General features: G+C 64.4%; 26 protein-coding genes. 22 read left to right on the forward strand and 4 right to left on the reverse strand.

Features of this window, described 5'->3' with window-relative positions:
• Genes O7A60_RS09340 through motA form a run of 4 tightly spaced genes read right to left on the reverse strand, consistent with a single transcriptional unit; the run spans nt 1 to nt 3,317 of the window.
• Nucleotides 1-1,014: a flagellar motor switch protein FliG gene (locus tag O7A60_RS09340; RefSeq protein WP_337105989.1), complete on the reverse strand. Its 1,014-nt coding sequence runs from the start codon at nt 1,012-1,014 to the stop codon at nt 1-3.
• Between the two features lie 43 nt (nt 1,015-1,057).
• Entirely contained in the window at nt 1,058-1,444 is a 387-nt protein-coding gene (gene fliN / locus O7A60_RS09345; protein ID WP_027144741.1) for a flagellar motor switch protein FliN, read from the reverse strand.
• Between the two features lie 17 nt (nt 1,445-1,461).
• Entirely contained in the window at nt 1,462-2,409 is a 948-nt protein-coding gene (locus O7A60_RS09350; RefSeq protein ID WP_337105990.1) for a FliM/FliN family flagellar motor switch protein, read from the reverse strand.
• Between the two features lie 32 nt (nt 2,410-2,441).
• Nucleotides 2,442-3,317, reverse strand: a complete 876-nt coding sequence (gene motA / locus O7A60_RS09355; RefSeq protein ID WP_027144743.1) for a flagellar motor stator protein MotA — start codon at nt 3,315-3,317, stop codon at nt 2,442-2,444.
• 156 nt (nt 3,318-3,473) lie between these two features.
• On the opposite strand from motA, the gene O7A60_RS09360 reads away from it, so the two are divergent.
• From O7A60_RS09360 to O7A60_RS09465, 22 genes are all read left to right on the forward strand, one after another.
• The gene (locus O7A60_RS09360) at nt 3,474-4,595 is read left to right on the forward strand and encodes a DUF1217 domain-containing protein (protein ID WP_337105991.1); all 1,122 of its coding nucleotides are present in this window, start codon (nt 3,474-3,476) and stop codon (nt 4,593-4,595) included.
• 2 nt (nt 4,596-4,597) lie between these two features.
• Entirely contained in the window at nt 4,598-5,323 is a 726-nt protein-coding gene (flgF, locus tag O7A60_RS09365; RefSeq protein WP_337105992.1) for a flagellar basal-body rod protein FlgF, read from the forward strand.
• 1 nt (nt 5,324) lies between these two features.
• Nucleotides 5,325-6,725: a flagellar protein export ATPase FliI gene (gene fliI, locus O7A60_RS09370; RefSeq protein WP_337105993.1), complete on the forward strand. Its 1,401-nt coding sequence runs from the start codon at nt 5,325-5,327 to the stop codon at nt 6,723-6,725.
• A complete protein-coding gene (locus O7A60_RS09375; RefSeq protein WP_337105994.1) occupies nt 6,706-7,539 on the forward strand; it encodes a hypothetical protein in 834 nt (277 codons plus the stop codon). Before fliI ends, O7A60_RS09375 begins: the two co-directional genes overlap by 20 nt.
• Nucleotides 7,540-7,702: 163 nt before the next feature.
• Nucleotides 7,703-8,083: a flagellar basal body rod protein FlgB gene (gene flgB / locus O7A60_RS09380; protein ID WP_027144748.1), complete on the forward strand. Its 381-nt coding sequence runs from the start codon at nt 7,703-7,705 to the stop codon at nt 8,081-8,083.
• Between the two features lie 2 nt (nt 8,084-8,085).
• A complete protein-coding gene (gene flgC, locus O7A60_RS09385) occupies nt 8,086-8,502 on the forward strand; it encodes a flagellar basal body rod protein FlgC (protein ID WP_015315914.1) in 417 nt (138 codons plus the stop codon).
• Nucleotides 8,499-8,822, forward strand: a complete 324-nt coding sequence (locus tag O7A60_RS09390; protein WP_027144750.1) for a flagellar hook-basal body complex protein FliE — start codon at nt 8,499-8,501, stop codon at nt 8,820-8,822. Before flgC ends, O7A60_RS09390 begins: the two co-directional genes overlap by 4 nt.
• A gap of 10 nt (nt 8,823-8,832) precedes the next feature.
• On the forward strand, nt 8,833-9,621 hold the full coding sequence (gene flgG / locus O7A60_RS09395) for a flagellar basal-body rod protein FlgG (protein ID WP_337105995.1): 789 nt from the start codon (nt 8,833-8,835) through the stop codon (nt 9,619-9,621).
• A 6-nt stretch (nt 9,622-9,627) separates the two neighbouring features.
• On the forward strand, nt 9,628-10,164 hold the full coding sequence (gene flgA / locus O7A60_RS09400) for a flagellar basal body P-ring formation chaperone FlgA (protein WP_337105996.1): 537 nt from the start codon (nt 9,628-9,630) through the stop codon (nt 10,162-10,164).
• Nucleotides 10,161-11,402, forward strand: a complete 1,242-nt coding sequence (locus O7A60_RS09405; protein ID WP_337105997.1) for a flagellar basal body P-ring protein FlgI — start codon at nt 10,161-10,163, stop codon at nt 11,400-11,402. The genes flgA and O7A60_RS09405 overlap by 4 nt, the downstream gene beginning before the upstream one ends.
• Before the next feature lie 3 nt (nt 11,403-11,405).
• Nucleotides 11,406-11,987 carry a MotE family protein gene (locus O7A60_RS09410; RefSeq protein WP_337105998.1) on the forward strand — a complete coding sequence of 194 codons (582 nt, stop codon included), beginning with the start codon at nt 11,406-11,408 and terminating at the stop codon, nt 11,985-11,987.
• The gene (gene flgH / locus O7A60_RS09415; protein ID WP_337105999.1) at nt 11,984-12,688 is read left to right on the forward strand and encodes a flagellar basal body L-ring protein FlgH; all 705 of its coding nucleotides are present in this window, start codon (nt 11,984-11,986) and stop codon (nt 12,686-12,688) included. Before O7A60_RS09410 ends, flgH begins: the two co-directional genes overlap by 4 nt.
• Before the next feature lie 35 nt (nt 12,689-12,723).
• Nucleotides 12,724-13,218, forward strand: coding sequence for a flagellar basal body-associated FliL family protein (locus O7A60_RS09420; protein WP_140712714.1), 495 nt, complete (start codon nt 12,724-12,726; stop codon nt 13,216-13,218).
• A complete protein-coding gene (gene fliP, locus O7A60_RS09425; RefSeq protein WP_140504143.1) occupies nt 13,215-13,946 on the forward strand; it encodes a flagellar type III secretion system pore protein FliP in 732 nt (243 codons plus the stop codon). Before O7A60_RS09420 ends, fliP begins: the two co-directional genes overlap by 4 nt.
• Nucleotides 13,947-14,188: 242 nt before the next feature.
• Nucleotides 14,189-15,175, forward strand: a complete 987-nt coding sequence (locus tag O7A60_RS09430; RefSeq protein ID WP_140504145.1) for a flagellin N-terminal helical domain-containing protein — start codon at nt 14,189-14,191, stop codon at nt 15,173-15,175.
• Nucleotides 15,176-15,452: 277 nt separating this feature from the next.
• Nucleotides 15,453-16,523 (forward strand): flagellin N-terminal helical domain-containing protein, encoded by a 1,071-nt coding sequence (locus O7A60_RS09435; RefSeq protein WP_027144759.1) that lies wholly within the window; start codon nt 15,453-15,455, stop codon nt 16,521-16,523.
• 131 nt (nt 16,524-16,654) lie between these two features.
• Entirely contained in the window at nt 16,655-18,304 is a 1,650-nt protein-coding gene (fliF, locus tag O7A60_RS09440; protein ID WP_337106000.1) for a flagellar basal-body MS-ring/collar protein FliF, read from the forward strand.
• Nucleotides 18,305-18,307: 3 nt separating this feature from the next.
• Entirely contained in the window at nt 18,308-18,925 is a 618-nt protein-coding gene (locus O7A60_RS09445) for a hypothetical protein (RefSeq protein WP_337106001.1), read from the forward strand.
• Nucleotides 18,922-20,307, forward strand: a complete 1,386-nt coding sequence (locus tag O7A60_RS09450) for a MotB family protein (RefSeq protein WP_337106002.1) — start codon at nt 18,922-18,924, stop codon at nt 20,305-20,307. Before O7A60_RS09445 ends, O7A60_RS09450 begins: the two co-directional genes overlap by 4 nt.
• Nucleotides 20,304-21,665, forward strand: a complete 1,362-nt coding sequence (locus tag O7A60_RS09455; RefSeq protein WP_337106003.1) for a chemotaxis protein MotC — start codon at nt 20,304-20,306, stop codon at nt 21,663-21,665. Before O7A60_RS09450 ends, O7A60_RS09455 begins: the two co-directional genes overlap by 4 nt.
• Entirely contained in the window at nt 21,662-23,038 is a 1,377-nt protein-coding gene (gene fliK / locus O7A60_RS09460) for a flagellar hook-length control protein FliK (RefSeq protein WP_337106004.1), read from the forward strand. The genes O7A60_RS09455 and fliK overlap by 4 nt, the downstream gene beginning before the upstream one ends.
• Nucleotides 22,971-23,555 (forward strand): transglycosylase SLT domain-containing protein, encoded by a 585-nt coding sequence (locus O7A60_RS09465; protein WP_181166653.1) that lies wholly within the window; start codon nt 22,971-22,973, stop codon nt 23,553-23,555. Before fliK ends, O7A60_RS09465 begins: the two co-directional genes overlap by 68 nt.
• Nucleotides 23,556-23,663 lie beyond the last annotated feature (108 nt).

A 23,663-nucleotide genomic window follows, 5' to 3' on the forward strand; every position in this document is an offset into this window, starting at 1 on the left:
TTAGGCGGCGTTCTGCGTCGAGGGAAGTTCGAAGGCGCCTTCGCGCGACAGCCGGATCGTCGTCGTCACGATCGTCTTGCGTGCCGCCATGATGTCGGCGGCGGGCACACCCTCCGACCCTTGCCCGAGTTCGGCCTCGATCATGCGCCGGGAGCGGGCGCCGATCGCCGACAGCACCGCTTCGGCCAGTGCCGCCGACGTGCCGCGCAGCGCCAGCGTGACAAGCTCGGTCGACAGCCCGTCGAACAAAAGCACGCGCGCCTTCTGGGTGAGCAGCGGCAAATCGTCGAAAGCGAACAGCCGGGCCCGAACACCGTCGAGGTCGGGCGTGCCGGCGGCTTCGAGATCCTGCATGACCTCATCGAGCAGGGGCTTTTCCAGCTCGTTGAGCACGCTGGCGACGCGCGCCTGCCCGGCCGAAGTATCCTTGGTCGTGGTATCCGACAGCACGCTGGCGCGCAGCCGGTTCTCGACGATCCTGGTGGCGGCGGCCGGAACATTGGCCATCGTCACCATGCGCTTGATGATTTCGCCGCGCATCGGCTTCGTCAGCGTCAAAAGCACGCTCGCCGCCGCTTGTGGCGCCAATTTCGACAGCACCATGGCCGCCGTCTGCGGATGTTCGCCCGCGAGGAACGCGCCCAGCCGCGAGGGCTCCAGCTTTTCGAGATCGGGCCAGATCGGCGGTGGCCCTTCGGGTGCCGCCTCGGGCTTCTTGTTGCCCATGATGGCGTTCATCTCTTCGGGCGAGAGAGACTCGTTGAGGATGGTGTCCATCCTGTCGGCGGAATCGAGCAGGCCCGCGCCCTCGGTGAACTCGGCCTCGAATTCGGCGACGATGCGCTCGAGATCGCTTTGCGGAATGGTCCTGAGCAGCCGGGCGCCCTCGATCAGCGCCTTCAGCTCTTCCTGCTTGAAGAATTTCAACAGGCGGCTGGCGGACGGTTTGCCCATCGCCACCAGTATGGCTGCCGCCTTCTGTGCGCGCGTCAGGGTCGTCAGCGGCGCTGTCATGCCTTTCGCCTCCGCTGCCATCGGCAAGCCCCGCCAGCCATGTCTAGGCGCCCTTCGTGCCGGCGATGATTTCGGTCAGCCTGATGCCGAAGCGCGAAGGATCGCTTTCGAGCACGGTGATCTCGCCGCGCGCTATTTTGCGGCCATTCACCACCACGTCGACCGGTTCGCCGATGCGGCGGTTGAGCGCGACCGTCGACCCCTTCTGCAGCGCCATCAGATCGGCAACCGCCATCTCGGTGCTGCCGAGAATGATCTGGACATCGACTGGGATGTTCATGATGACGCTCGAATTGGCTGCCGCGGCGGCCCTGAACGCCGCATCAGGGCGTTGCTCTTCTTCGTGCAGGACCCCGCGCAATTCCTCGATGGCGCGATCGAGCTGCTCGTCCGGCTGGTCGAGCTCTGGTTCTACCTTGGTCTTGGCCATGCGTCGTCTCCAAAAGCTCAGGCGCGCCCGGCACCAGCCGGCATGAGCCCGTCGATAAAGTCCTGCCCGGCATCGAAAGGATGCCTGATTCGGACGGTGTAATTCTGCCCCAGTTTGCCGAACTCGCATACGAACAGCGTCTGGCCGCGCGCGCCGAGGCGGGCGCGCGATTGCGCCGTTTCTTCGAAGTCGATGACCTGGCCTACTTCGAGATTGGCGAGGTCTCCGAGCGTCAGCCGTGCCAGCGGCATGGTGGCTTCGAGCGCCACGGTCGAGCGCATCACCTCTTCCGAAAAGCGTGCCCGCCAGCTGGTGCTGTGATCGTCGTCGCTGACGCTTGCCGTCCCGTCGCGGCCGGCCAGCACGATACGCTGCGGCATCGTCACCGTGATCGAGCCGCTGTCGACCGGCGTCGAGATGCCGAGGACGATGCGGATCGCGGCGCCGTCGCGCAACACGTGTCGCCTGGCCTCGATGCCCGACATGGCCCGCGGCGCCGGCAGCCGCAGTTCGAGCGAGCGCCGCCCCGATCCGTTCAGGGCCTGCGCAACCTCCTGGAACACCATGGTCGAGACATCGGCCTCGATCGACGACAGGTCGCGCTCGATCGGCGACACCGGCATGTCCGGGTCGCCGCCGAACAGCGTCGAGACCATGATCGCGATCGCGGGAGCATCTATGACGAGGGTCATCGCGTCCGAGGACGCCGGCGAGCCGACGACGGTCATGGCGAAATTGTCGCCGGCGCGCGAGCGCGCCTCCGGGACGCGGCTGACCTCGACGGCCTTGAGGTCGACGCTTACGGGAATGCCGAGCTCGCCCGAGATCGCCTTCTGCAGCAGCGGCACGGCGCGTTCGGCCATGGCGCGTCCGGCGTCGATGACCTGATCGGCCTCGCCGCTGTCGCCGACCAGACGCTCGATGATCAACGAACGCGCTTGCGAGGGGCTGCCCGGACTCGTCATGACAGTTTTGGCACCGGTCTGTCGTGCATCGCTCAGGCGGCCTTCTTCTCGGCGCTGCCGGTGTTCATCGTGCTCTGTTCGACGGCGTCGATGCTCGGCCGCTCATAGGAGGAGATGGTCTTGCGGCCGAACTCGATCGCCACCTGCGGCAGCGCGCCGTTCATGTAGGCGAGCAGCGTCTGCTTGACGATGATGTAGAGGCGGTTCTTCTTCTCGCGCACCGTCTTGATCTTGGTGGCGACAGGTCCGACCACCGCGTAGGACAGGAAGATGCCGAGGAAAGTGCCGACCAGCGCCGCGCCGATCAGGCCGCCGAGGATTTCCGGCGACTGGTCAAGCGCACCCATCGCCTTGACCACGCCGAGCACGGCGGCGACGATGCCGAGCGCCGGCAGGCCGTCGCCAACCGCGACCAGCGCGTGATAGGCCTTCATCTTGTCGGACTTGATGGTCTGGATTTCCTCGTCCATCAGCGCCTCGATTTCATGTGAGCGGGCGTTGCCGATGATGATGATGCGGCAGTAGTCGCAGATGAAATTCATCAAATCGTGGTTCTTGAGCACGGTCGGAAAGGCCTGGAAGATCGCCGATTCCTCCGGATTGTCGATATGCGCCTCGACCTCGCTGCGCGACTTGGCGCGCAGCTCGCGCATCAGGCTGTGCAGCACGCCAAGGGTTTCCAGATAGTCCTGCTCCTTCGGCACAGCCTGTTTGAAGGCCTCCAGTATGCCTTTGCCGGTATCCTTGACGGTCTTCATCGGATTGGCGACCAGGAAAGTGCCGAGCGCGGCACCGCAGATGACCACGGCTTCCCATGGCTGCACCAGCACGTGCAGATGCCCGCCCATGGCCATGAAGCCGCCAAGGACGCAGCCAAGCGTCACCACAAGTCCAATCAGAATGCCCACGACCGGTCCTTCCGCATTTCACGTCGGAGAAGGGATAGCCCCCGTGCCTTGTGTGAGGCTTGAATCCGAGCCGCCATGAACCGAAAGTTGGCGATTCAGTTTCGCGCAAGGAAGTGAGCTTATTGTGCTGGCATAGCTTCGGCCGGAGGCGCGTCCTTGCTCAGTACCTATACCAGCTACCAGTTGATCACCAGAGACATCAACAAGTCGATCGACCGCATCGAGCAGCAGCCGACGGTCGATCGCGATACTCAATATTACCTCGCCAACATCACCAAGGTGAAATCGATCGACGATTTCGTCAAGAACGACCGCTTGTTCAAATATGCCATGAAGGCCTACGGGCTGGAGAACATGGACTACGCCAAGGCGTTCATGATCAAGGCGCTCAAGGAAGGCGTCGCCAATCCCGACAGTTTCGCGAACAAGCTGACCGACAAGCGCTACGCCGCGTTCGTCGGGGCCTTCAACTTCGCTGCCAACGGCGCCGACGCGACGATCTACAACAAGGCCCAGCAACTGGTGACGAAGAACTATGCCACGCAGGCGCAAATCGCAGGCCTCGATCCGAATTCAGACTATGTGAAGGGCGAGACGGCGTATTATCTCGCCAACATCACCAAGGTGAAGTCCGTCGACGATCTGATGGGCAACAGCCGGCTTTACACCTATGCCCTGGCGGCGTTCGGTCTCGATTCGGCGACCGAGGACAAGGACCTCATCAAGCAGGTCCTGCAAGGCGGCGTGCGCGATCCCGACAGCGTCGCCAACAAACAGACGAATCCGGCTTACGCGGCACTGGCCTCGGCTTTCAACTTCGAGCAGTACGGCGAGAACGCCACCACCATCAATCCGGCGCAGCAACCGACTGTCGACAAGTACATGCGCCAGACGCTGGAGGAAGATGCCGGCCAGACCAATGAGGGAGTGCGGCTGGCGCTCTATTTTCAGCGCAAGGCTCCTGACATCACCAGTTGGTACGACGTGCTGGCCGACACCGCGCTGGCCAGCGTGGTGCGAACCGCGTTGGGGCTGCCCGATTCCTTCGCCACCGCCGACATCGACAAGCAGGCGCAACTGTTCGAGCAGAAGCTCGACATCTCGGATTTCACGGATCCCGTGAAACTCAACAAGTTCCTGACCCGCTTCACCAGCATGTACGAGATCAACAATCCGACCTCGACGGCCGTGACATCGATCAGCGTGCTCTTCGCCAAACCGGTCACATCGGGCATCTCCACCGACCTGATGATGGCCATGCAGAAACTGAAGTTCTGATCATGCGAGACAGTCTCTACGTCGCCCTCTCCGCTCAGATGGCCCTCGAGCGCCGGCTCGATACGATCGCCGACAATGTCGCCAACGCGAGCACCGTCGGCTTTCGCGCCACCGGCGTGAAGTTCGAGGACGTGGTGTCGGGTGCAGGGCAGAAGTCGGTATCGTTCGCTTCCTCCGGCAAGACCTATCTGTCGGGGGCTCACGGTGCCATGACGGAAACCGGCAACCCGTTCGATTTCGCCATCCAGGGCGACGCCTGGTTCGCCATCGACACGCCGGCAGGCACCGTCATGACCCGCGACGGCCGCTTCTCGATGAACGAGAATGGCGAGCTGATGTCGGTCGAGGGCCACCCGGTGCTCGACGCCGGCGGGGCGCCGATCCAGCTCGATCCTCGCAACGGCCCGCCCAAGGCCGGCGCCGACGGCTCGCTGCGCCAGAACGAACAGCTCGTCGGCTCGATCGGCCTCTACAATTTCGATCCGGGCCAGAATTTCGTTCGCTACGGCAATTCCGGCATTGTGCCCGCACGCACGCCCGAACCAGTCACCGACCGTTCCGATGTCGGCATAGCGCAAGGTTTCGTCGAGGAATCCAACGTCAATCCGGTGCTGGAAATGACCCGGCTGATCATGGTTCAGCGAGCCTTCGAGAACACCGCCGCGCTGGTGCGGCAGACCGATTCTTCCACCGACGAGGCGATAAAGACGCTCGGCTCGAAGTCGTAGCATGTCCTCGGAGCAACCATCCATCCGCGCACCCGAAAGACAGCTCCAGCCGGCGCCGGCGGATCGGCTTGCCGCGTTGGAGCGGATTATCAGGCGCTTCGGCAACGGCGACGGGCTGGTCAAGCGCGGCGGCCTCGTCAGCGAAGTTACGCCCACGCACTACAAGGTGCGCGGCCTTTCCGATTTCACCAGGCTGGGCGACATCGTCGAGCAGCGCGGCCAGACCGGCGCGCGCCGCGGCGAGATCGTCAAGATCAGCCGGGACGAGGTTGTGATCGCCCCCTTCGAACGCAGCGCCGACGCCGGCATCGGCGATGCCGTGTTCCGCAGGGGTCCGCTCGCGGTGGCGCCGCATGCCTCGTGGCGCGGCCGCGCCATCGACGCGCTCACCCGGGCGATCGATGGTGGTCCGCCTCTCATCAGGGGCGACGACATGTCGGCGACCGCCGCGACGCCCGGCGCCATGGCGCGGCAGCGTGTCGGCACCGCCTTCATGACCGGCGTCAAGGTCATCGACATCTTCACGCCGCTCTGTTTCGGCCAGCGCATGGGTGTCTTCGCCGGCTCTGGCGTCGGCAAGTCGACGCTGCTTGCCATGCTCGCCGGCGCCGACGCGTTCGACACGGTCGTCGTGGCGCTGATCGGTGAACGCGGCCGCGAGGTCCGTGAATTCCTCGAGGACACGATCGGCGACAGCATGGCCAAGACCGTCGCCGTCGTCGCCACAAGCGACGAGAGCGCCATGATGCGCCGGCGCGCGCCCGACACCGCCATGCGCGTGGCAGAGCATTTCCGCGACCAGGGCCACCGCGTGCTGCTGGTGCTGGATTCGATCACCCGCTTCGCCCACGCGCTGCGCGAGGTGGCGACCGGCACGGGCGAGCCGCCGGTCGCCCGCGGCTATCCCGCCTCGGTCTTCACCGAATTGCCCAAGCTGCTCGAACGCGCCGGACCCGGAGCCGAACGTAAAGGCTCTATAACCGCCATCATTTCCGTGCTGGTCGATGGCGATGACCACAATGATCCGGTCGCCGATTCCGTGCGCGGCATTCTCGACGGCCATGTCGTGCTCGACCGCGCGATCGCCGAACAGGGCCGCTATCCGCCCGTCAATCCACTGTCGTCCATATCGCGACTTGCGGGCAAGGCCTGGAGCGTCGAGCAGCGAGCCCTTGTGACGCGGCTGAAGTCGATGATCTCCCGCTTCGAGGACACGCGCGACATCCGCCTGCTCGGCGCCTATCAGGGCGGCGTCGACGCCGAACTCGACATGGCCGTGCGCCAGGTGCCCCTGATCTATGAGGCGCTGACGCAATCACCCAGGGACCGTCCGTCCGCCGATCCGTTCTCCGACCTTGCCCGCTATCTCAAGGGAAAACAGAATGCCGAACCAGGAGACTGAACGCCAGTACACCGAGCGCCTCCTGAACGAGATGATCGCCGAGGCGAACGCCGCGGAGCAGGCTCGAGCGGAGGAGGCCAGGGTCGCCAAGGCAAACACCGCCGGCGCCATGGCCGCCCGGACCGCGGCTGTTCTGGCCAGGGCCGTCAAACCGGTTCTCCCCAGATCCGAACCTGTTCTGGGTCGGACCGCCCTTTCCTCAACGCATGTGGTTTCCAGCGTCGATACTCCCGAGATGGCGCAGGCCAGCCGCGAATCGCTGATCGATGGCCTGTTCGCCGCCACCGAATGGCCGCAACCGCCAAAGGCGCAATTTCCAAAATTGAGAAAGAAGGCTGACCGTCGCAGCGACGTCGTCATCGCCGCGCTCGGCATCACGCTCGGCCTGACCTGCGCCCTGTTTCCCTGGTACATTTTCTTCAACCAGGACCAGTTCGGCGTGCAGGCGATTAAGTTCGGCGGCACCGGCACCAATTCGGGACGCGCGGGCGGCGGTGTGGTCGCCGCACGCAGCGCGCCGCTGACCGCCAAGGACGTTCCCAACACCAGCGTCGACCTGCTTGCCACCGGCACGGTGCAGGACGATTCCAAAGCGGACCCACCCGGCGACCAACCCTTTCCCGCCGATATCGCGAAGTTCCGCATGGTGCATATCGCCAACGGTCGCGCCATGATCGAGGACGACACCGGCCTGTGGATGGTCCAGCGGGGTTCGACGCTGCCGGATTCCAGCAAGGTATCGGCGATCGAACAGCGCAACGGCAAATGGGTCATGCTCACCAGCGCCAACCAGGTGATCGAGCTTTCCCGGTAAGGCCGTCTCCGCTTTGGCCAGAGCTGGATCCAATTCAAAGAGACGGAGCAAGATGCCGTCCGAAAGCCGCTTCATACTTTTTCGCCGTCATTTTCTAGCGACCGTCCGCAAGGTCCGCGCAAGACTGGCGGCCTAGTCTTTGGGCACATGCCCGGAGATTCCCATGGAGCCTGTTTCCCTTTTCGATCTCGCCGCCAAGCAAGCGCAGTGGCTGTCCGTGCGTCAGTCGGCGGTCGCCGGCAACATCGCCAATGCCAACACGCCGGGCTACACGGCAAATGATGTCGAGCCGTTCGAGAAGGTGCTCGACCGCACCGCGGTGTCGCTCCAGATCACAGAGCCCGGCCATCTCGGTAGTGCTGCCACCAATGCCGGCTTCACCATCAAGCCGCAGGAAGACGACGGCGTGATCATGCCGTCCAAGAACACGGTCGTGCTTGAAGACCAGCTTCTCAAGGCCGGCGAGGTACGCCGCTCCTTCGAACTCAACACGGCCATCGTCAAGGCATTCCACTCAATGATGATGATGGCGGTGAAGAGCTGATCATGGACGCACTGACCGCAGCCCTCAAAGTCGCGGCATCAGGCCTCGGCGCCCAGTCCGAGCGCCTGCGCGTGGTCTCGGAAAACCTCGCCAACGCCCAGTCGACAGGCACCACGCCGGGCGCCGACCCGTATCGCCGCAAGACCATCAGCTTCGTCTCCGAACTCGACCGGGCTTCCGGCAGCTCGACGGTTGAAGTGAATTCGATCGACCGCGACCCGAGCAACTTTCCCGTCGAATTTCAGCCCGGCAACGAGGCTGCCGACGACAAGGGCTACGTCAAGATGCCCAATGTGAACGTGCTGATCGAAATGGCCGACATGACCGAGGCCAACCGCTCCTACGAGGCCAACCTGCAAGTTGTGAAGCAGGCGCGCGACCTCATTTCAATGACCATCGACCTGATGAGGAACCAATGATCGTCAACGGCATCGGCGCGCTCAACCTGAAGCCTGGACTGGGCGACACAGCCACCGACCTGCTTCAGGGCGGTGTCGCGCCCGCGACAGCCGGCAACCTTGGCACCTCCTTCGCCGAAGCGGTGAGCCAGGCTGCCTCCAAGACCGTCAGCACCATGCAGAATGCCGAGCAGGTGTCGCTCCAGGCGCTCAAGGGCGACGCCGACACCCGTCAGGTGGTCGATGCCGTGATGAGCGCCCAGCAGGCGCTGCAGACCGCCGTCGCCATCCGCGACAAGGTCGTCTCGGCCTATCTCGAAGTCAGTCGCATGGGCATCTGAGGAGCACGCCATGAAAGCACTCGCCATCGCCGCCACCGGCATGAATGCCCAGCAGACCAATCTGGAAGTCATCGCCAACAACATCGCCAACATCAACACCACCGGCTACAAGCGCGCCCGCGCCGAATTCTCCGACCTGCTCTACCAGGTCGACCGCACGCAAGGTGTGCCGAACCGTTCCAACGCCTCGCTGGTACCGGAAGGCGTTTCGATCGGTCTCGGCGTCAAGACCACCGCCGTGCGTAACGTCCACACACAGGGCGAGCTGACCAGCACCGGCAACAGTTTCGACATGGCGCTCACCGGCAGGGGCTGGTTCCAGATCGAGGGGGCCGATGGCGGCACGCTCTATACGCGCGCCGGCGCCTTCAACACCAACGCCACCGGCCAGCTGGTGACGGTTGACGGCGCCAGCGTCATTCCGGCCATCACCGTGCCGGTCAACGCCGTCGAGGTCATCGTCAACAAGACCGGCCAGGTCTTTGCCCGCATCGACGGTCAGACCGACCTGCAGAACCTCGGCCAGCTCCAGATCGTCAACTTCGCCAACGAGGCGGGCCTTGCGCCACTCGGCGACAATCTCTTCCAGGAAACGACGGCGTCTGGCCCCGCCAATGTCGGCGTACCGGGCGACCCGGGCTTCGCCACCATCCAGCAAGGCTATCTCGAGGCTTCCAATGTCGATCCGGTCAAGGAAATCACCGAGCTGATCTCGGCGCAGCGCGCCTATGAGATGAATTCCAAGGTCATCCAGGCCGCCGACGACATGGCCTCCGTCGTCTCAAAGAACATCAGGTAACGGATGATGGCCATGCCGATCTCCTGCTCCGCATTCCGCCGCGCCGCGCTGACCCTTGCGCTGGTGGCCGGCGGCATGCCGGCTTTCGCCCAGGAATCGGCCAGCCAATCGACGGGCCAGTCAGCCACCCAGATCGCCAGCAACCAGCCTGCCGGCGAGGTCGTGCTGATCCCCAACCGCGTCATCTATCCCGGCGAGACGATCGAACTCGGCGCCCTGAAGCAGGTGACCCTCATCCCGGGCAAGCACAAGCCGGATGCGGTGGCGACCCGTTCCGAGGAACTCCAGGGCAAGATCGCCAAGCGCACGCTGCTGCCGGGCCGCTACATTCCTTCCACCGCCATCCGCGAGGCCTGGCTGGTCGAACAGGGTGCCGCCGTGCAGGTCTTCTTCATCGCCGGCGGACTGACGATAACGGCCACCGCCGTGACCTTGCAGCCGGGCTCGGCCGGCGACTTCATCAAGGTTCGCAACAGCGACAGCGGCAAGATCCTCTCCGGCACGGTGATGGCCGACGGCACAATTCAGGTCGGCGCTTCATGATGCGCCCATTTGCCCTTCTGCTCGCGGCGGCACTTGGCCTGCAGCCGGCGCTGGCCGATGGCCTGACGCCCAAGGCCAAACGCGAGCTCGCCGCCAGGAATGGCGGTGTCTACGACGATCCGGAATATGATCCGGCCACCACCACGCGCATGTTCCGCGTGTCGCCCGGGCCAAGTTCGCTGCCACCAGGCCAGGTCGCTTCGCGCATCAAGGACATTGCCCAGCTGCAGAGCTCGCGCGACAACCAGCTCGTCGGCTACGGCCTCGTCATCGGGCTGGCCGGATCTGGCGACAGCCTGCGCAATTCGCCGTTCACCGAACAGTCAATCCGCGCCATGCTCGAAAATCTCGGCATCGCCACCGAAGGCGGCAGCGCGCGCGCCAAGAACGTCGCGGCCGTCATCGTCACCGCCAACATGCCGCCCTATGTGCAGTCGGGCGCCCGCATCGACATAGACGTCTCCTCGATGGGCGACGCCACCTCGCTTGCCGGCGGCACGCTGATCATGACGCCGCTGAAGGCGGCGGACGGCGAGATATACGCCGTCGGCCAAGGCGCGGTCATCGTTTCCGGTTTCACCGCCCAGGGTCAGGCCCAGCAATTGACGCAAGGCGTGCCGACCGCCGGCCGCGTGCCGAACGGGGCCATAGTCGAGCGGCAGGTGAAGGCCGAGTTCGACGACCAGTCGACGCTGACGCTGCAATTGCGCAATCCCGATTTTTCGACCGCTATCCGCATCGCCGACGCGATCAACGACTACACCGCCCAGCGCTTCGGCATGCGCGTGGCGGCAGAGCGCGATTCCCGAACCGTGCAGATCAGGCGGCCGAAGAGCGTTTCGGCGGCCCGCTTCTATGCCGAGATCGAGAACCTGGTGGTCGAGTCCGACACGCCGGCCCGCGTCGTTATCGACGAGCGCACCGGTACCATCGTCATCGGCAACGACGTTAAGATCTCGCGTGTCGCCATCAGCCATGGCACGCTGACGGTGCGCATCACGGAAGCGCCGCGCGTCGTGCAGCCCGAACCCTTCTCCAAGGGCGAGACCACCGTCGAGCCGTTCACCGCAATCGATGCCAGCCGACCCGATGCCCGCGTCGCCGTGCTCGACGGGCCCGACCTGCAAACCCTTGTTTCCGGCCTCAACCGTCTCGGCGTCAAGCCGGACGGCATCATTGCCATCCTGCAAGGCATCAAGTCGGCCGGCGCCCTGCAGGCCGATCTGGTTCTCCAATAGGCGATGCCGATGATCTCCTCCCTCTCGTCCCGTGAAAGACGCCGCTCCCGCACCTTCCTGTTTGCGGCCGCCCTCACGGCCATGCCTGTTTTTGGTGGCGCACACGCGGACGATACCGTGCGCCAGGTTCTGCCCGGTGCGCAGCCCATGGTCGCGCCGCAGCAATTGACGCGGGAGAAAGCGCCGGACCAAAGCGAGATCGAGCGCTTCTGCTCCAATATCGCCGACGCCGCTCGCGACCGCCGCTATGCCTTGCAGGCCGAGGAGTTGAAACAGCTCCAGGCCGGCATCGACGAGCGCATGAAAGCTCTGGACGCAAAGAAAGCCGAATACGAGACCTGGCTGAAGCGGCGGGAAGTGTTCCTGGCCCGGGCCGAGGACGGCGTCGTCAAGATCTATGCCGGCATGAAGCCCGATGCGGCGGCCGAACGCCTGGCGATCGTCAACGCAGACCTGGCCGCGGCCATCCTGATGAAGCTCGATTCACGCAAGGCGGGCGTCATCCTCAACGAAATGGACCAGAAGGCGGCGGCGACGCTCACCGGCATCATGGCCAGCGCAGCCCGAAGGGTAGATCCGTCATGATCCGCAGAATGCTCATCCTGTGCGCGGCGGCAGCCTTGTCCGGCTGTGGAACCAACTTCAAGGAGATCGGCAGGGAACCGGCGCTGTCGCCGGTCGGATCGGGCATCGGCAGCGACGGGGCAGCGCCCTACAGCTATCCTCAGCCGCCCGCCACGCCGGTCAAGAAGTTCTCTCTGTGGGACGATCGCCAGAGCCGGCTGTTCACCGATCCCAGGGCGCTGCGCGAAGGCGACATCCTGACCGTCAGGATCAAGCTCAACGACAAGGCCAACTTCAAGAACCAGAACGACAGGAGCCGCACTGCCGCGCGCAAGCTGGGCTATGACGTCACGCTCGGATGGGAAGGCAACAGCACGAGCGGCAAGGGCGACGCCGGCTTGAGTTCCAGCACCGAAACCAACGCCGACGGCGAAATCAAGCGCTCGGAGAACCTCGAGCTCAACGTCGCCGCCGTCGTCACCGAGGTTCTTCCCAACGGCAATTTGATGATCAGGGGTTCACAGGAAGTGCGCGTCAACTACGAACTCAGGGTGCTCACCATCGCCGGCATGGTGCGCCCGTCTGACATCGGCGCGGAGAACACCATCTCCTATGAACGCATCGCCGAGGCGCGGATCTCCTATGGCGGCCGCGGTCGCGTCAGCGAGGTCCAGCAGCCGGCCTACGGCCAGCAGGTCCTCGACCAGGTTCTTCCGTTCTAGTTCTTGGCATTCCGGGGATTGGAGAGCAAAGCGCCATGGCCGATGTCGAACAGGTTCAGCCTCGCAAGGGTCCTTCCCTTGCCATCCAGGGCGCCATGCTGCTCGTGGTGACGGCCGCCGCCATCGGCATGGGCTGGATGTCAGGCGGCTACCTCAAAGGCGTCGATGCACCACCATCGGTGCCGGTTGCGCCTGAAAATGAGGGCAAGGTCGCCCAGCCCGCCGCCGCACAACAGCCTGGCACGGGTCCGACGCTTGTCGCACTGGCGCCGATCACCACCAACATCGCGTCGCCCGCGGATACCTGGATCAGGATGGAAGTATCCGTGGTCTATGACGCGCCGCAGCCGCCGGCCATGGCGGAGAACATTCAACAGGATCTTCTGGCTTTCGTACGTACCCTGAAGACGCACCAGATCGAAGGCGCCAGCGGCTACCAGCATCTGAAGGCCGATCTCGACGAACGCGCCTCGATCCGCAGCCAGGGGCACGTCAAACAGGTTCTTATCAGGACATTGCTGCTCGAATGAGAAAATTCCTTCTTGCCGCGGTACTGATCGGTGCCGCCACCTCCGTCGCGGCGGCCCAGCAACTGGACCTTGGCGCCATCGGCAAGGCCGATGGCACCACCGTCGGCTACATCATCCAGATGTTCGGCCTGCTTACCGTCTTGTCGGTGGCGCCGGGGCTGCTGATCATGGTGACGAGCTTCACCCGCTTCGTCATCGCCTTCTCGATCCTGCGTGCCGGCATCGGCCTGCAATCGACGCCGGCGAACCTCATCCTCATTTCGCTGTCGCTGTTCATGACCTTCTATGTCATGGCGCCGACCTTCGATCAGGCCTGGAATACCGGCGTCAAGCCGCTGATGGACAACCAGATCAGCCAGACCGAGGCCTTCGAGAAGATTTCCGATCCGTTCCGCACCTTCATGCTGCACAATGTGCGTGACAAGGACTTCGATCTTTTCGCCGATCTCGCCCGCGAGCGCGGCCAGGTCGTTGCCAAGGAGACCGTCGACCTGCGCATCCTGGTGCCCGCCTTCATGATCTCCGAAATCCGGCGCGGCTTCGAGATCGGCTTCCTGATCGTGCTGCCATTCCTGGTCATCGACCTGATCGTCGCCACCATCACCATGGCGATGGGCATGATGATGCTGCCGCCCACGGTCGTGTCGCTGCCGTTCAAGATCCTGTTCTTCGTCCTGATCGACGGCTGGAACCTGCTCGTCGGCAGCCTGGTGCGCTCTTTCACCTGATCCTCTGCGCTCGACATCAGGCACCGCTCGGCCGAGGAACCGAGCAGCGCGAGGATCATCGAATTTTCTCCGAATTATTTTCGATTAACCGTTCAGTTTAGTCCTTTGGTAGGGACTCGCCGCCATAGTCGCTCGCAGATGGCGGGTGACCCAAACGCAACGGTCATTGGCATGATGCCGCTCCGTCATACCGGACAAACCGGTATGCAAAAAACTCCTGTAAAAACAAGGTACGAGTAGCAATGGCCAGTATCATGACCAACGCCGCAGCGTTGACCGCGCTGCAGAGCTTGAACGCCACCCAGAAGAGCCTCGACACCACCCAGTCCCGCATCTCGACGGGCTATCGCGTCTCCCAGGCTTCGGACAACGCCGCCTACTGGTCGATCGCCACCACGATGCGCTCCGACAACCAGGCCATGTCCACCGTCTCGGATGCGCTCGGCCTCGGCGCCTCCAAGGTCGACACCGCCTACACCGGCATGAACAGCGCGATCACCACCATTAACCAGATCCAGCAGAAGCTGACCGCATCCTACGGCCAGACGGATGCTTCCAAGGAAAAGACCCAGGTCGAAATCGCCGCTCTGCAGAAGCAGCTGCAGGCCTATGCCGATGGCGCCACCTTCTCCGGCACCAATATGCTGTCGGTGTCCACCGCCTCGGGCACGGCGGCCGACGTGAAGGTCGTTTCGGCCTTCAACCGCAGCGCCGCCGGCGCGGTTTCGATCTCGACGATCGACGTCAATGTGGAAAGCATCAAGCTCTATGACGCCGGTGCTGCCCCGACTGCGAAGGGCATCCTCGACACGGCTCGTCTCGGCACCACCGGCGCCGCGGTTACCACGGCATCGAACCCGACCCTGGGCGCTGCCGCTGCGGCCACCGATACCTATTCGGTCGCCTCTCTGGCCATCTTCTCGGGCACCACTGCTGCCAGCGATACCCAGATCCAGCAGATGATGAACGTCGTCGATGCCGCGCTCAAGGGCATGACGACCGCCGCCACCAAGCTTGGCGCCGCCAAGAGCTCCATCGACCTGCAGAAGACCTTCACCTCGAGCCTGATGGACTCCATCGATCGCGGCGTCGGCCAGCTCGTCGATGCCGACATGAACAAGGAATCGACCCGCCTCCAGGCCCTGCAGGTTCAGCAGCAGCTCGGCGTCCAGGCGTTGTCGATCGCCAACGGCTCCTCGCAGTCGATCCTGTCGCTCTTCCGCGGCTGATCGCTCTCGACCGACCAAACCAGGCAAACGGGCCGCGCCAGAAGCGCGGTCCGTTTCGCGTTTGCTCCAGCCCCGCGCAACTCTCGTTCCTTAACCCTCTAAAGTCGGCTTTTAACAGGCCGTTAACCATAACGCGCTAGTCATGGTTAACCAATGACTTACAACGGGTTACCGAATCGGCCCAATCGGGGCGGCGGCAATCCACGGGCGGGTCGAGCGGCTCGCGAGGCAACGCCGGTTTTTGAGAAAGACCGGTCTGGAAAAAGGAGCGAGTTTCTTGGCGAGCATCATGACGAACGCTGCGGCGTTGACTGCACTTCAGAGCCTCAACGCCACCAACAAGTCGCTTGAGCAGACACAGGCCCGCATCTCGACGGGCTACAGGGTCTCCGAAGCATCCGACAACGCGGCCTACTGGTCGATCGCCACGACGATGCGCTCCGACAACCAGGCGCTCTCGACCGTGCAGGACGCGCTCGGCCTCGGCGCCTCGAAAGTCGATACCGCTTATACCGGCATGAACAATGCGCTGGACACGATCGGCAAGATCAAGACCAAGTTGCTCTCCACCATTGGCCAGACAGCTGCTGCCAAGGCGAAGACACAGACCGAAATCACGGCCCTCCAGGCGCAGATGAAGTCCTTTGCCGATGCCGCCACCTTTTCGGGTTCTAATTACCTTTCGGTGACATCGACACAGGTCGCCGCCGCCAATGATGGCGTCCAGGCCAACGCCAAGATCGTCTCGTCCTTCAATCGCTCCTCCTCGGGCGCCATTTCGCTCGGCACGATCGACATCGATGTCGAGAGCACCAAGCTGTTCGATTCCGGTCTCTCCACCGCCGTCAAGAACCAGGGCACGCTCGACCGCCAGACCTCGGTCTATTCCACGGCGGCCGCCCAGAACCTGTATGATACCGCTTATGCGGCCGCAATCGCCGGCGGCGGCACGGACATTGCCGCCAACACCGCCGGCCAGACCGCGGCCGGTGCGGTGGTTCCCAGGATCGACAATGTTTCCGCTTACAATCTCGATATCACGGCAGCCGGCGTGACCGACGACATCATCACCCAGATGGTCGGCAAGATCGACAAGGTCATGAGCCAGCTGACCGACTCCGCCACCATCCTCGGTTCGGCCAAGAGCAGCATCGACCTGCAGAAGACCTTCACGCAGAGCCTGATGGACTCCATCGACCGCGGCGTCGGCCAGCTCGTCGATGCCGACATGAACAAGGAATCGACCCGCCTCCAGGCGCTGCAGGTGCAGCAGCAGCTCGGCATCCAGTCGCTGTCGATCGCCAACAGCTCCTCGCAGTCGATCCTGTCGCTGTTCAAGAACGGCTAATTCAACCTTAGCCGACGGATACGTCGATTTCCAATTCACGGGCCGCGTCGCAAGCGCGGCCCGATTTCATTTTCGCACAAGCTTCGAGGATTAGTGTTCCGGCGGACAGTCATGCTGGGAGTCGCTCAATCGTGCCGGAACAGATCCAGAGCATCATCTCGAATCTCCGCGGCTTTGGCGTCAGGCGCCTCGCCATCCTGGCGGGCATCGCTGTCCTGGTGATGGGCGTCATCGGCATTGCCTCGGTCTACCTCAACCGCCCGGCCTACGACACGCTCTATGTCGGGCTCGACCGCTCCGACGTGAACCAGATCGGCCTGGTGTTGGGCGAAGCCGGCATCGGCTTCGACGTCGGCGCCGACGGAACCTCCGTGCTGGTGCCGGCCGGCACCACGGCGCAGGCGCGCATGCTGCTTGCCGAGAAGGGCCTGCCGACCAGCGCCAATGCCGGCTATGAGCTGTTCGACAATGTCGGCGCGATGGGCCTCACCTCCTTCATGCAGCAGATCACCCGCGTGCGTGCGCTGGAAGGCGAGATCGCCCGCACCATCCAGTCCATCGCCGGCATCAAGGCGGCGCGCGTCCACATCGTCATGTCCGAGCGCGCCAATTTCCGCCGCGACGAACAGCAGCCCTCCGCCTCGGTCGTCATCCGCTACGCCGGCATCGACGCGGAGAAGAGCGCCATGTCGATCCGCCACCTCGTCGCCGCTGCCGTGCCTGGCCTGTCGGCCGACAAGGTGACGGTGCTCGATTCCAACGGCAATCTGCTGGCCGCGGGTGATGATCCCTCCAACACCAGTGCCGCCCGCACGCTCGGCGTCGAGCAGACCGTGGAGGCGCAGATCGGTGACAACATCCGCCGCGCTCTGACACCCTATCTCGGCCCGGACAATTTCCGCGCCAGCGTCAAGGCCGAGGTCAACACCGACACCCGTCAGACGGAAGAGACAATCTTCGACCCGAATTCCCGCGTCGAGCGCTCGGTGCAATCGGTGCGCGCCAATGAGAACAGCAACCAGAAGCAGGCTTCAACTCCCGCCAGCGTCGAGCAGAACCTGCCCGAAACCCAGGCGACCAGCACCGAGGGTCCGCAGACCTCCTCGGCCAACGACCGCAAGGAGGAGATCACCAATTACGAGATCAATTCCAAGAAGATCGCCACCGTCTCCAACGGCTATTCAGTGACCAAGATGTCGATTGCCGTCGTCGTCAACCAGGATCGGCTGAAGACGATCCTGGGCAAGGATGCGACACCGGAGCAGATCGCCAAGCGCGTCGCCGAAATCCAGAAGATGGTGAGCTCCGCCACCGGCTTCGACGACAAGCGCGGCGACGTCATCGACGTCTCGGCCGTCGAGTTCATCGACGGGCTGGACGGCGAGGCGGTGCCCCAGGCGGGAATGCTCGATTCCATCGGCCAGCATGCCGGCACGCTGATCAATGCCGGGGCCTTCATCGTCGTGGTGTTCCTGGTCGCCTTTTTTGGCCTGCGGCCGATGGCGGCCGCGTTGACGGCCAGGGCGACGCCTGCCATAGCAGGCCCCAATTTCGATGAAGTCCAGCGCTCTCTGCCGACGCCGGAGGCAGCCGCTTCCGCCGATGCGGGTGCCGCCATTGGCGCCCTGCCCGGCACGCGTGCCGGCGCCACCCCGCTCGACGATCTGCGCCAGAAGATCAGGCCGGCCCCGCAGGAGCGGCTTGCCCGCATGGTCGACATCAACGAGGAACGCACCGCGCAGATCCTGCGCAAATGGGCGGCCCAGGAAGTCGCGGCGTAGACCATGCCCTCCGCAGCCCTCTTCGATCTTCTCCCTGATTTCGGCACGCGCGCGCAACGCGCCAGCCAACCCCAGGCCGCCACCGAGCACAAACCCGAGGCGGCACCGCCGGCCGATATCGGCACGCTGATCGCCGAAGCGGTTGCCCAGGCGGAGGCAGCGCTCGGCGAACGGCTTGCCGCGACGCATGAAGCAGCGCTGGAAGCGGAACGCCGGGCCAATGCCGAGGAAGCGAAGGCCTTTCTCGACAGCTTCGGTGGCGATGTCGGCAAGGCGGTCTCGTCGCGGCTCGATGCCATGGAGGCGCGCGTGACGGATCTTGTCGGCGCCACGGTCGCCCGCATCATCGGCGGCGTGGTCAGCGACGATCTGCGGAAGCGCTCGCTTGAAGCGCTCGCCGGCGCGGTCCGCGGAGCCGTCGGCGATGGCGAAGCCGTGCGCATCACGGTCCGCGGGCCGCTCTCGCTGTTCGAAACGCTGAAGGCATCGCTTGGGCCGCGTGCCGAAAATCTCGACTTCATCGAGGCGCCCGGCTTCGACCTGACGGTCACCATCGACGAGGCCGTGTTCGAGACGCGCATGGCCGAATGGTCGGCAACACTTTCCGAGGTGCTGTCATGAGCGTCGCCGATGCCGATCATGGCAGGCACGAGATCATCATCGTGCGGCGCGGGCATGACGACCACGACGAAGGTCACCATGGCGGCGTCTGGAAGATCGCCTTCGCCGACTTCATGACCGCGATGATGTGCTTCTTCCTGGTCATGTGGCTGATCAATGCCGCCAACGAACAGACCAAGGCCGCCGTCGCCAGCTACTTCAATCCAGTCAAGCTGGTCGACCGTGAGTCGAGCCGCAAGGGCCTCCAGGATCTCGGCAATGGGCCGCGCTCGGTCGGGCTGATGGCCGACGACCCGCAGGAAGCGACAACCAAGGCCGGGCAGGACGGCAGCGGCGCCGCGGGCTCATCCAACCGCAAACAGGAAAAGCAGGAGCCGCAGCAGTCACCACAGTCCGACGAGCATCTTTTCGCCGACCCCTATGCGGTGCTCTCGGAGATCGCCACGGATACCGGCGTCATGCAGAATGTCAGCCAGAAGGGCGATGGCGGCGCGCAGAATTCAGGCCCGGCGACGGGTGCCTCGGGCGGCGCGTCCTACCGCGATCCCTTCGAGCCCGATTTCTGGTCGCAGCAGGTCGCCGCGCCCGGCGCCGAGGCGAGCGCCCAGCGTCCCAAGATCGAGGGCGACCCGCTCAAGTCCGGCGACAAGGCGGCCGAGACTCGGGTTGCCAAGGTCAAGGCCGTGCCGCCCGCACCGCCGGTCAAGGACGCACCGCTCGAGCCCGGAGATGGCAAGAATACCGCCGCGACAATGGTCAAGACGGGCGATGCCAAGGCCGGCGATGCCAAGACCGGCGATGCCAAGGCGGGGGATACGAAGGCGGGCAACGCCGACGCTGGAGACAACAAGGCCGCTGATGCGGTCGCAAAGCAGGAGGCCGCAAAAGCCGAGGCGGCGGACAAGGCTCCGACCGCCGCCGCGCTGAAGGCGGCTGCCGACGTCAAGCAGCGGCTCGCCGATGCCTTCAAGCCCGGTGACAAGCTGCATGACGGTGTCTCGGTCGAAGCCACCGACAAGGGTGTCGTCATCTCCATCACCGACCAGCTCGACTTCGGCATGTTCGAGGTCGGGTCGGCGGTGCCTAGCCGCGAGCTGGTGCTGGCGATGGAAAAGATCGGCCACATCGTCAACAGCCAGAAGGGCACCATCAGCATCAACGGCCACACCGATGCGCGCCCTTTCCGCAGCGCCAGCTACGACAATTGGCGGCTGTCGACGGCGCGGGCGCACTCCGCCTATTACATGCTCGTGCGTGGCGGCGTCGATGAACGCCGCATCACCGAGGTTGCCGGCTTCGCGGATCGCCAGCCCAAGGATCCGGCAGACCCAATGTCGGCGGCCAACCGCCGTATCGAGATCCTGATGGCGACCGGCCGATGAAGCGGACGGCGCTGACCAGCCGCCTGATGGGCCTGTTGCTGCTGGCCACGGCGCACCCGTCGGCGGGCCTCGCCGAGGATACGCTGCAGCCCTATCAGCTAGTGCGCTCGTTGCAACTCGTCCAGGACCGTATCGCGGCCGGCGATCACGCCGCGATGCCGATGCAGGCCAAGCTGCTCGAGATGACCGATGCGCGGTTGCGCGCGGCCGATGCAGAGGATTTCAAGGATCCCAGGAATTTTCGCGCGCTCCTGGTCTACGGCATGAGCGGCGGCAATCCGGTGACGGTCGAAGCGGCCGTGTCGCGCGCCGCCTCCGATCCGCGCAACCTTGCCATGGCCAAAGGTGTGATCGACTACCTGAACGGCAGGCCCGGCGAGGCGATCGAAGCCCTGAGGCCGATCGATCCGATGGCTCTGCCAGGCGATCTCGGCGCGTTCCTCGCCTTGGTCAAAGGCTCGCTGCTTGCCACGGACCAGCCGGCGACCGCACTCACCCTGTTCGACGAGGCCAAGCTGCTCAGCCCCGGCACTCTGGTCGAGGAAGCGGCGTTGCGGCGCTCGGTCGGCATTGCCGTGACGCAAGGCGACGCGGCACGGTTCGCGCTTGCCTCCACCCAGTATGTCGAGCGCTATCTCTATTCGCCTTACGCCAGCCAATTCGCCGACTCCTTCGTCTCCGGCGTCATCGCCCTGCACATGTCGATCAGCCAGGACAAGCTTGCCGACATTACCTCGATGATGGATCCCGAGCGCGAGAAGGTGATCTATCTGCGCATCGCCCGCCGCGCCGCGATTGACGGCATGAGCGACTTGTCGGCCTTCGCCTCGGCACGGGCCGAGCAGGGTCGCGACGGCAACACCAATCAGGGCGATCCGCGCGCCCTGCTCTATTCCAGCCTGTCCACGGTGACCTCCGATACCATCGAGGACGTGCGTGCCAAACTGGGCAAGATCGACCGCAGCAGGTTGTCGGACGGCGACCGCGCCTTGCTCGACGCGGCCCAGACCATCGCCGGTGAAGTGGTGGCGCCGCCTGCCTCCCCTCCGGCCGCAAATCCGGCGCCCGCCCCGGTTGTGCCATCGCCCGAACCCGAGATTGCGACCACCGATGCCGCCGGATTGCCACCTGTCGAGGGCGCCGTCCCTGAACAGACCGCCGTAGCGCCATCCCTGGACACAGCAGCGGCTGCGCCGAACGCATCCACGCCCGCAACCGATGCGGCGACCGTCCTGCCGGCATCGGCACCGGCGGTCTCGGCCAGCGCCGGCACGACAGACCCGACCGACGCCGCCATGACGAAAACCCGTCGACAGCTCGACCTGATCGACCAGATGCTTGGAGCCGCCCCGAAATGACCCCCAGCCTCGGCCCGGCCCTGCCAGGATTTACCGCCGCGCGCACGGCCGAGCAGCCGGCCGCGTCCGGAAGAAAGGACGACACCGGTTTCGGAGAGATGGTGCACGGCGGCGCGAGCCCTGCCCATTCGGAGAAGCAGCCACCGGCCGAGGCAGGCTCCCGCGATCCGCGGTGGAGCAGGCTTGCCGCGGAGTTTGCGGCAAAGGCAGGCGAGGACAAGCCGATGCCCGCCGGCAAGGCAAGGGCCACGCCGAGCGGATCGTCTGCCGCGAAATCCATGAAGGACGGCAAGGACGCCGGGACGGACAAGGATGCCGATGCCGAAGCGCCGGCCGCCGATCCGGGCGCAACGCCGCTCGACGGGCATCTGCCGCTGCTGATGGCGTTTCATGACCTGCGCCATTTCTCGACATCGACCAAGTCGGACGACTCGAGCGCGAGCGAAACAGGACAGGGCTCTGCTATCGATGGGCAGCTTCCGTCGAAGGCCTATCGGCAGAAATCCGCTGCGGGGCGTGACGGTCTCGAACCCATGTTCGAGCCTGAGCGGGTACCGCTCGTCGACGGGCCGTTGACGAAACTCGACGGCAAGCTCGTCCGCGATGCCGCCGGCGCGCCGAAACACGACAATGCCATCGCGGCCGGCCCCCTGCCCGAGGCGCCCGCGGAGATTCCGGGCGTGGAGACGAAACAGGCGGCGCCGCAGCTGAAATCCATCGCCGACCTTCAGTCCTCATTGCGGTCCGAGCCGGGAAAACAGCAGTCGGCGGCGGCACGCATCGACGTGGTTTCCGAACGCAGCTTTCCCGCGCCGCCGCAGGCACCGATGAGCCAGGCAGCCCTCAACGTGATCGGGGCCATTTCAGCCGATGGGGGCCCGAACAAGACGCTTTCCACGGCTTCCGCGACCGCTCAACTGACGGGCTCTGTTGCCGTTCCGACACATCTGTTGAAGATCGAACTTCACCCGGCCGAACTGGGCATGGTCACGGCCCATCTTCGGCTCTCCGGAGAACAACTGTCGATTGAATTGAAACCCGAAACACACGATGCCTATCGCCGGCTTTCCAGCGACAGCGAGGCGATCGTCAAGTCGCTGCGCGGGCTGGGCTTCGAGGTTGATAAGGTCACGATCTTGCAACCTTCGGTCGCAATTCCCCCTACAACCCGGACGGATACAACCGCCTCCGTGAGCGCTGCACCCGGCCGCGATCCGTCATCCTTCCAGCCCGGAAATTCCGGCGGCGGCAATAATGGAGCCGGCGGCCAGCAGTCGGGTCAGCAATCCGCAAGGGGTAACCATGATGAAGCGCAAGCACACGGCCGCGCCGCTTCGCCTTCTCGCGAGCGCGCTGGCGATATATTTATCTAGCCTCGCGAGCAGCGCCGGCGCCGCCACCAATCCTTGCGAACCCGAGATCCTGCGTGCCGCCGACCGCTATGGCGTACCCGCCGGCATCCTCTATGCCGTCGGATTGACGGAAACCGGCAACAAGGGCAGTCTTCAGCCTAATGCCTTGAACATAGAGGGAAAAGCAGTCTTCCCGAGAAGCCGGGCCGAAGCGCTTGCCGCCTTCGCCAACGCCCAGCGCGAGGGCAAGACGCTGATCGATCTGGGCTGCATGCAGATCAACCATCACTACCATGCCTCGCATTTCCGCAGCGTCGAGGACATGCTCGACCCACGCCAGAACGTCGACTACGCGGCAAGCTTCCTGGCCAGCCTCCATGCCCGCCATGTGACCTGGTCGATGGCCGTCGCCCGCTATCATGCCGGTCCCGACAACGATCCGGCGCAGAAGGTCTATGTCTGCAGGGTGATCGCCAACATGGTGGCCACCGGCTTCGGCAAATGGACCACGAACGCTCGCGCCTTCTGCAACCCATAAGCGCATTTTCTGCTTCTAATACATCAACTCCCTGGATGCGAAGCGGTCCATTCGACTTGGTCAAGACCTGGGCTCACAAACATATCTGGCGGCGCGCTAATGCAACCG

It is taken from the genome of Mesorhizobium salmacidum (SeqCode), assembly GCF_037179605.1.
GTDB classification, from domain to species: domain Bacteria; phylum Pseudomonadota; class Alphaproteobacteria; order Rhizobiales; family Rhizobiaceae; genus Mesorhizobium; species Mesorhizobium salmacidum.

Bases quoted from the DNA above. Each gene is read 5' to 3' on its own strand.
- O7A60_RS09405 (WP_337105997.1), top strand. From the start codon at position 10,161: ATGATGCGCCCATTTGCCCTTCTGCTCGCGGCGGCACTTGGCCTGCAG.
- O7A60_RS09430 (WP_140504145.1), top strand. From the start codon at position 14,189: ATGGCCAGTATCATGACCAACGCCGCAGCGTTGACCGCGCTGCAGAGC.
- flgB (WP_027144748.1), top strand. From the start codon at position 7,703: ATGGAGCCTGTTTCCCTTTTCGATCTCGCCGCCAAGCAAGCGCAGTGG.
- O7A60_RS09375 (WP_337105994.1), top strand. From the start codon at position 6,706: ATGCCGAACCAGGAGACTGAACGCCAGTACACCGAGCGCCTCCTGAAC.
- O7A60_RS09450 (WP_337106002.1), top strand. From the start codon at position 18,922: ATGAGCGTCGCCGATGCCGATCATGGCAGGCACGAGATCATCATCGTG.
- flgG (WP_337105995.1), top strand. From the start codon at position 8,833: ATGAAAGCACTCGCCATCGCCGCCACCGGCATGAATGCCCAGCAGACC.
- O7A60_RS09350 (WP_337105990.1), bottom strand. From the start codon at position 2,409: ATGACGAGTCCGGGCAGCCCCTCGCAAGCGCGTTCGTTGATCATCGAG.
- O7A60_RS09410 (WP_337105998.1), top strand. From the start codon at position 11,406: ATGCCGATGATCTCCTCCCTCTCGTCCCGTGAAAGACGCCGCTCCCGC.
- O7A60_RS09340 (WP_337105989.1), bottom strand. From the start codon at position 1,014: ATGACAGCGCCGCTGACGACCCTGACGCGCGCACAGAAGGCGGCAGCC.
- fliK (WP_337106004.1), top strand. From the start codon at position 21,662: ATGACCCCCAGCCTCGGCCCGGCCCTGCCAGGATTTACCGCCGCGCGC.
- fliP (WP_140504143.1), top strand. From the start codon at position 13,215: ATGAGAAAATTCCTTCTTGCCGCGGTACTGATCGGTGCCGCCACCTCC.
- O7A60_RS09390 (WP_027144750.1), top strand. From the start codon at position 8,499: ATGATCGTCAACGGCATCGGCGCGCTCAACCTGAAGCCTGGACTGGGC.
- flgH (WP_337105999.1), top strand. From the start codon at position 11,984: ATGATCCGCAGAATGCTCATCCTGTGCGCGGCGGCAGCCTTGTCCGGC.
- fliN (WP_027144741.1), bottom strand. From the start codon at position 1,444: ATGGCCAAGACCAAGGTAGAACCAGAGCTCGACCAGCCGGACGAGCAG.
- O7A60_RS09445 (WP_337106001.1), top strand. From the start codon at position 18,308: ATGCCCTCCGCAGCCCTCTTCGATCTTCTCCCTGATTTCGGCACGCGC.
- O7A60_RS09465 (WP_181166653.1), top strand. From the start codon at position 22,971: ATGAAGCGCAAGCACACGGCCGCGCCGCTTCGCCTTCTCGCGAGCGCG.
- O7A60_RS09455 (WP_337106003.1), top strand. From the start codon at position 20,304: ATGAAGCGGACGGCGCTGACCAGCCGCCTGATGGGCCTGTTGCTGCTG.
- fliI (WP_337105993.1), top strand. From the start codon at position 5,325: ATGTCCTCGGAGCAACCATCCATCCGCGCACCCGAAAGACAGCTCCAG.
- flgA (WP_337105996.1), top strand. From the start codon at position 9,628: ATGGCCATGCCGATCTCCTGCTCCGCATTCCGCCGCGCCGCGCTGACC.
- flgF (WP_337105992.1), top strand. From the start codon at position 4,598: ATGCGAGACAGTCTCTACGTCGCCCTCTCCGCTCAGATGGCCCTCGAG.
- flgC (WP_015315914.1), top strand. From the start codon at position 8,086: ATGGACGCACTGACCGCAGCCCTCAAAGTCGCGGCATCAGGCCTCGGC.
- O7A60_RS09420 (WP_140712714.1), top strand. From the start codon at position 12,724: ATGGCCGATGTCGAACAGGTTCAGCCTCGCAAGGGTCCTTCCCTTGCC.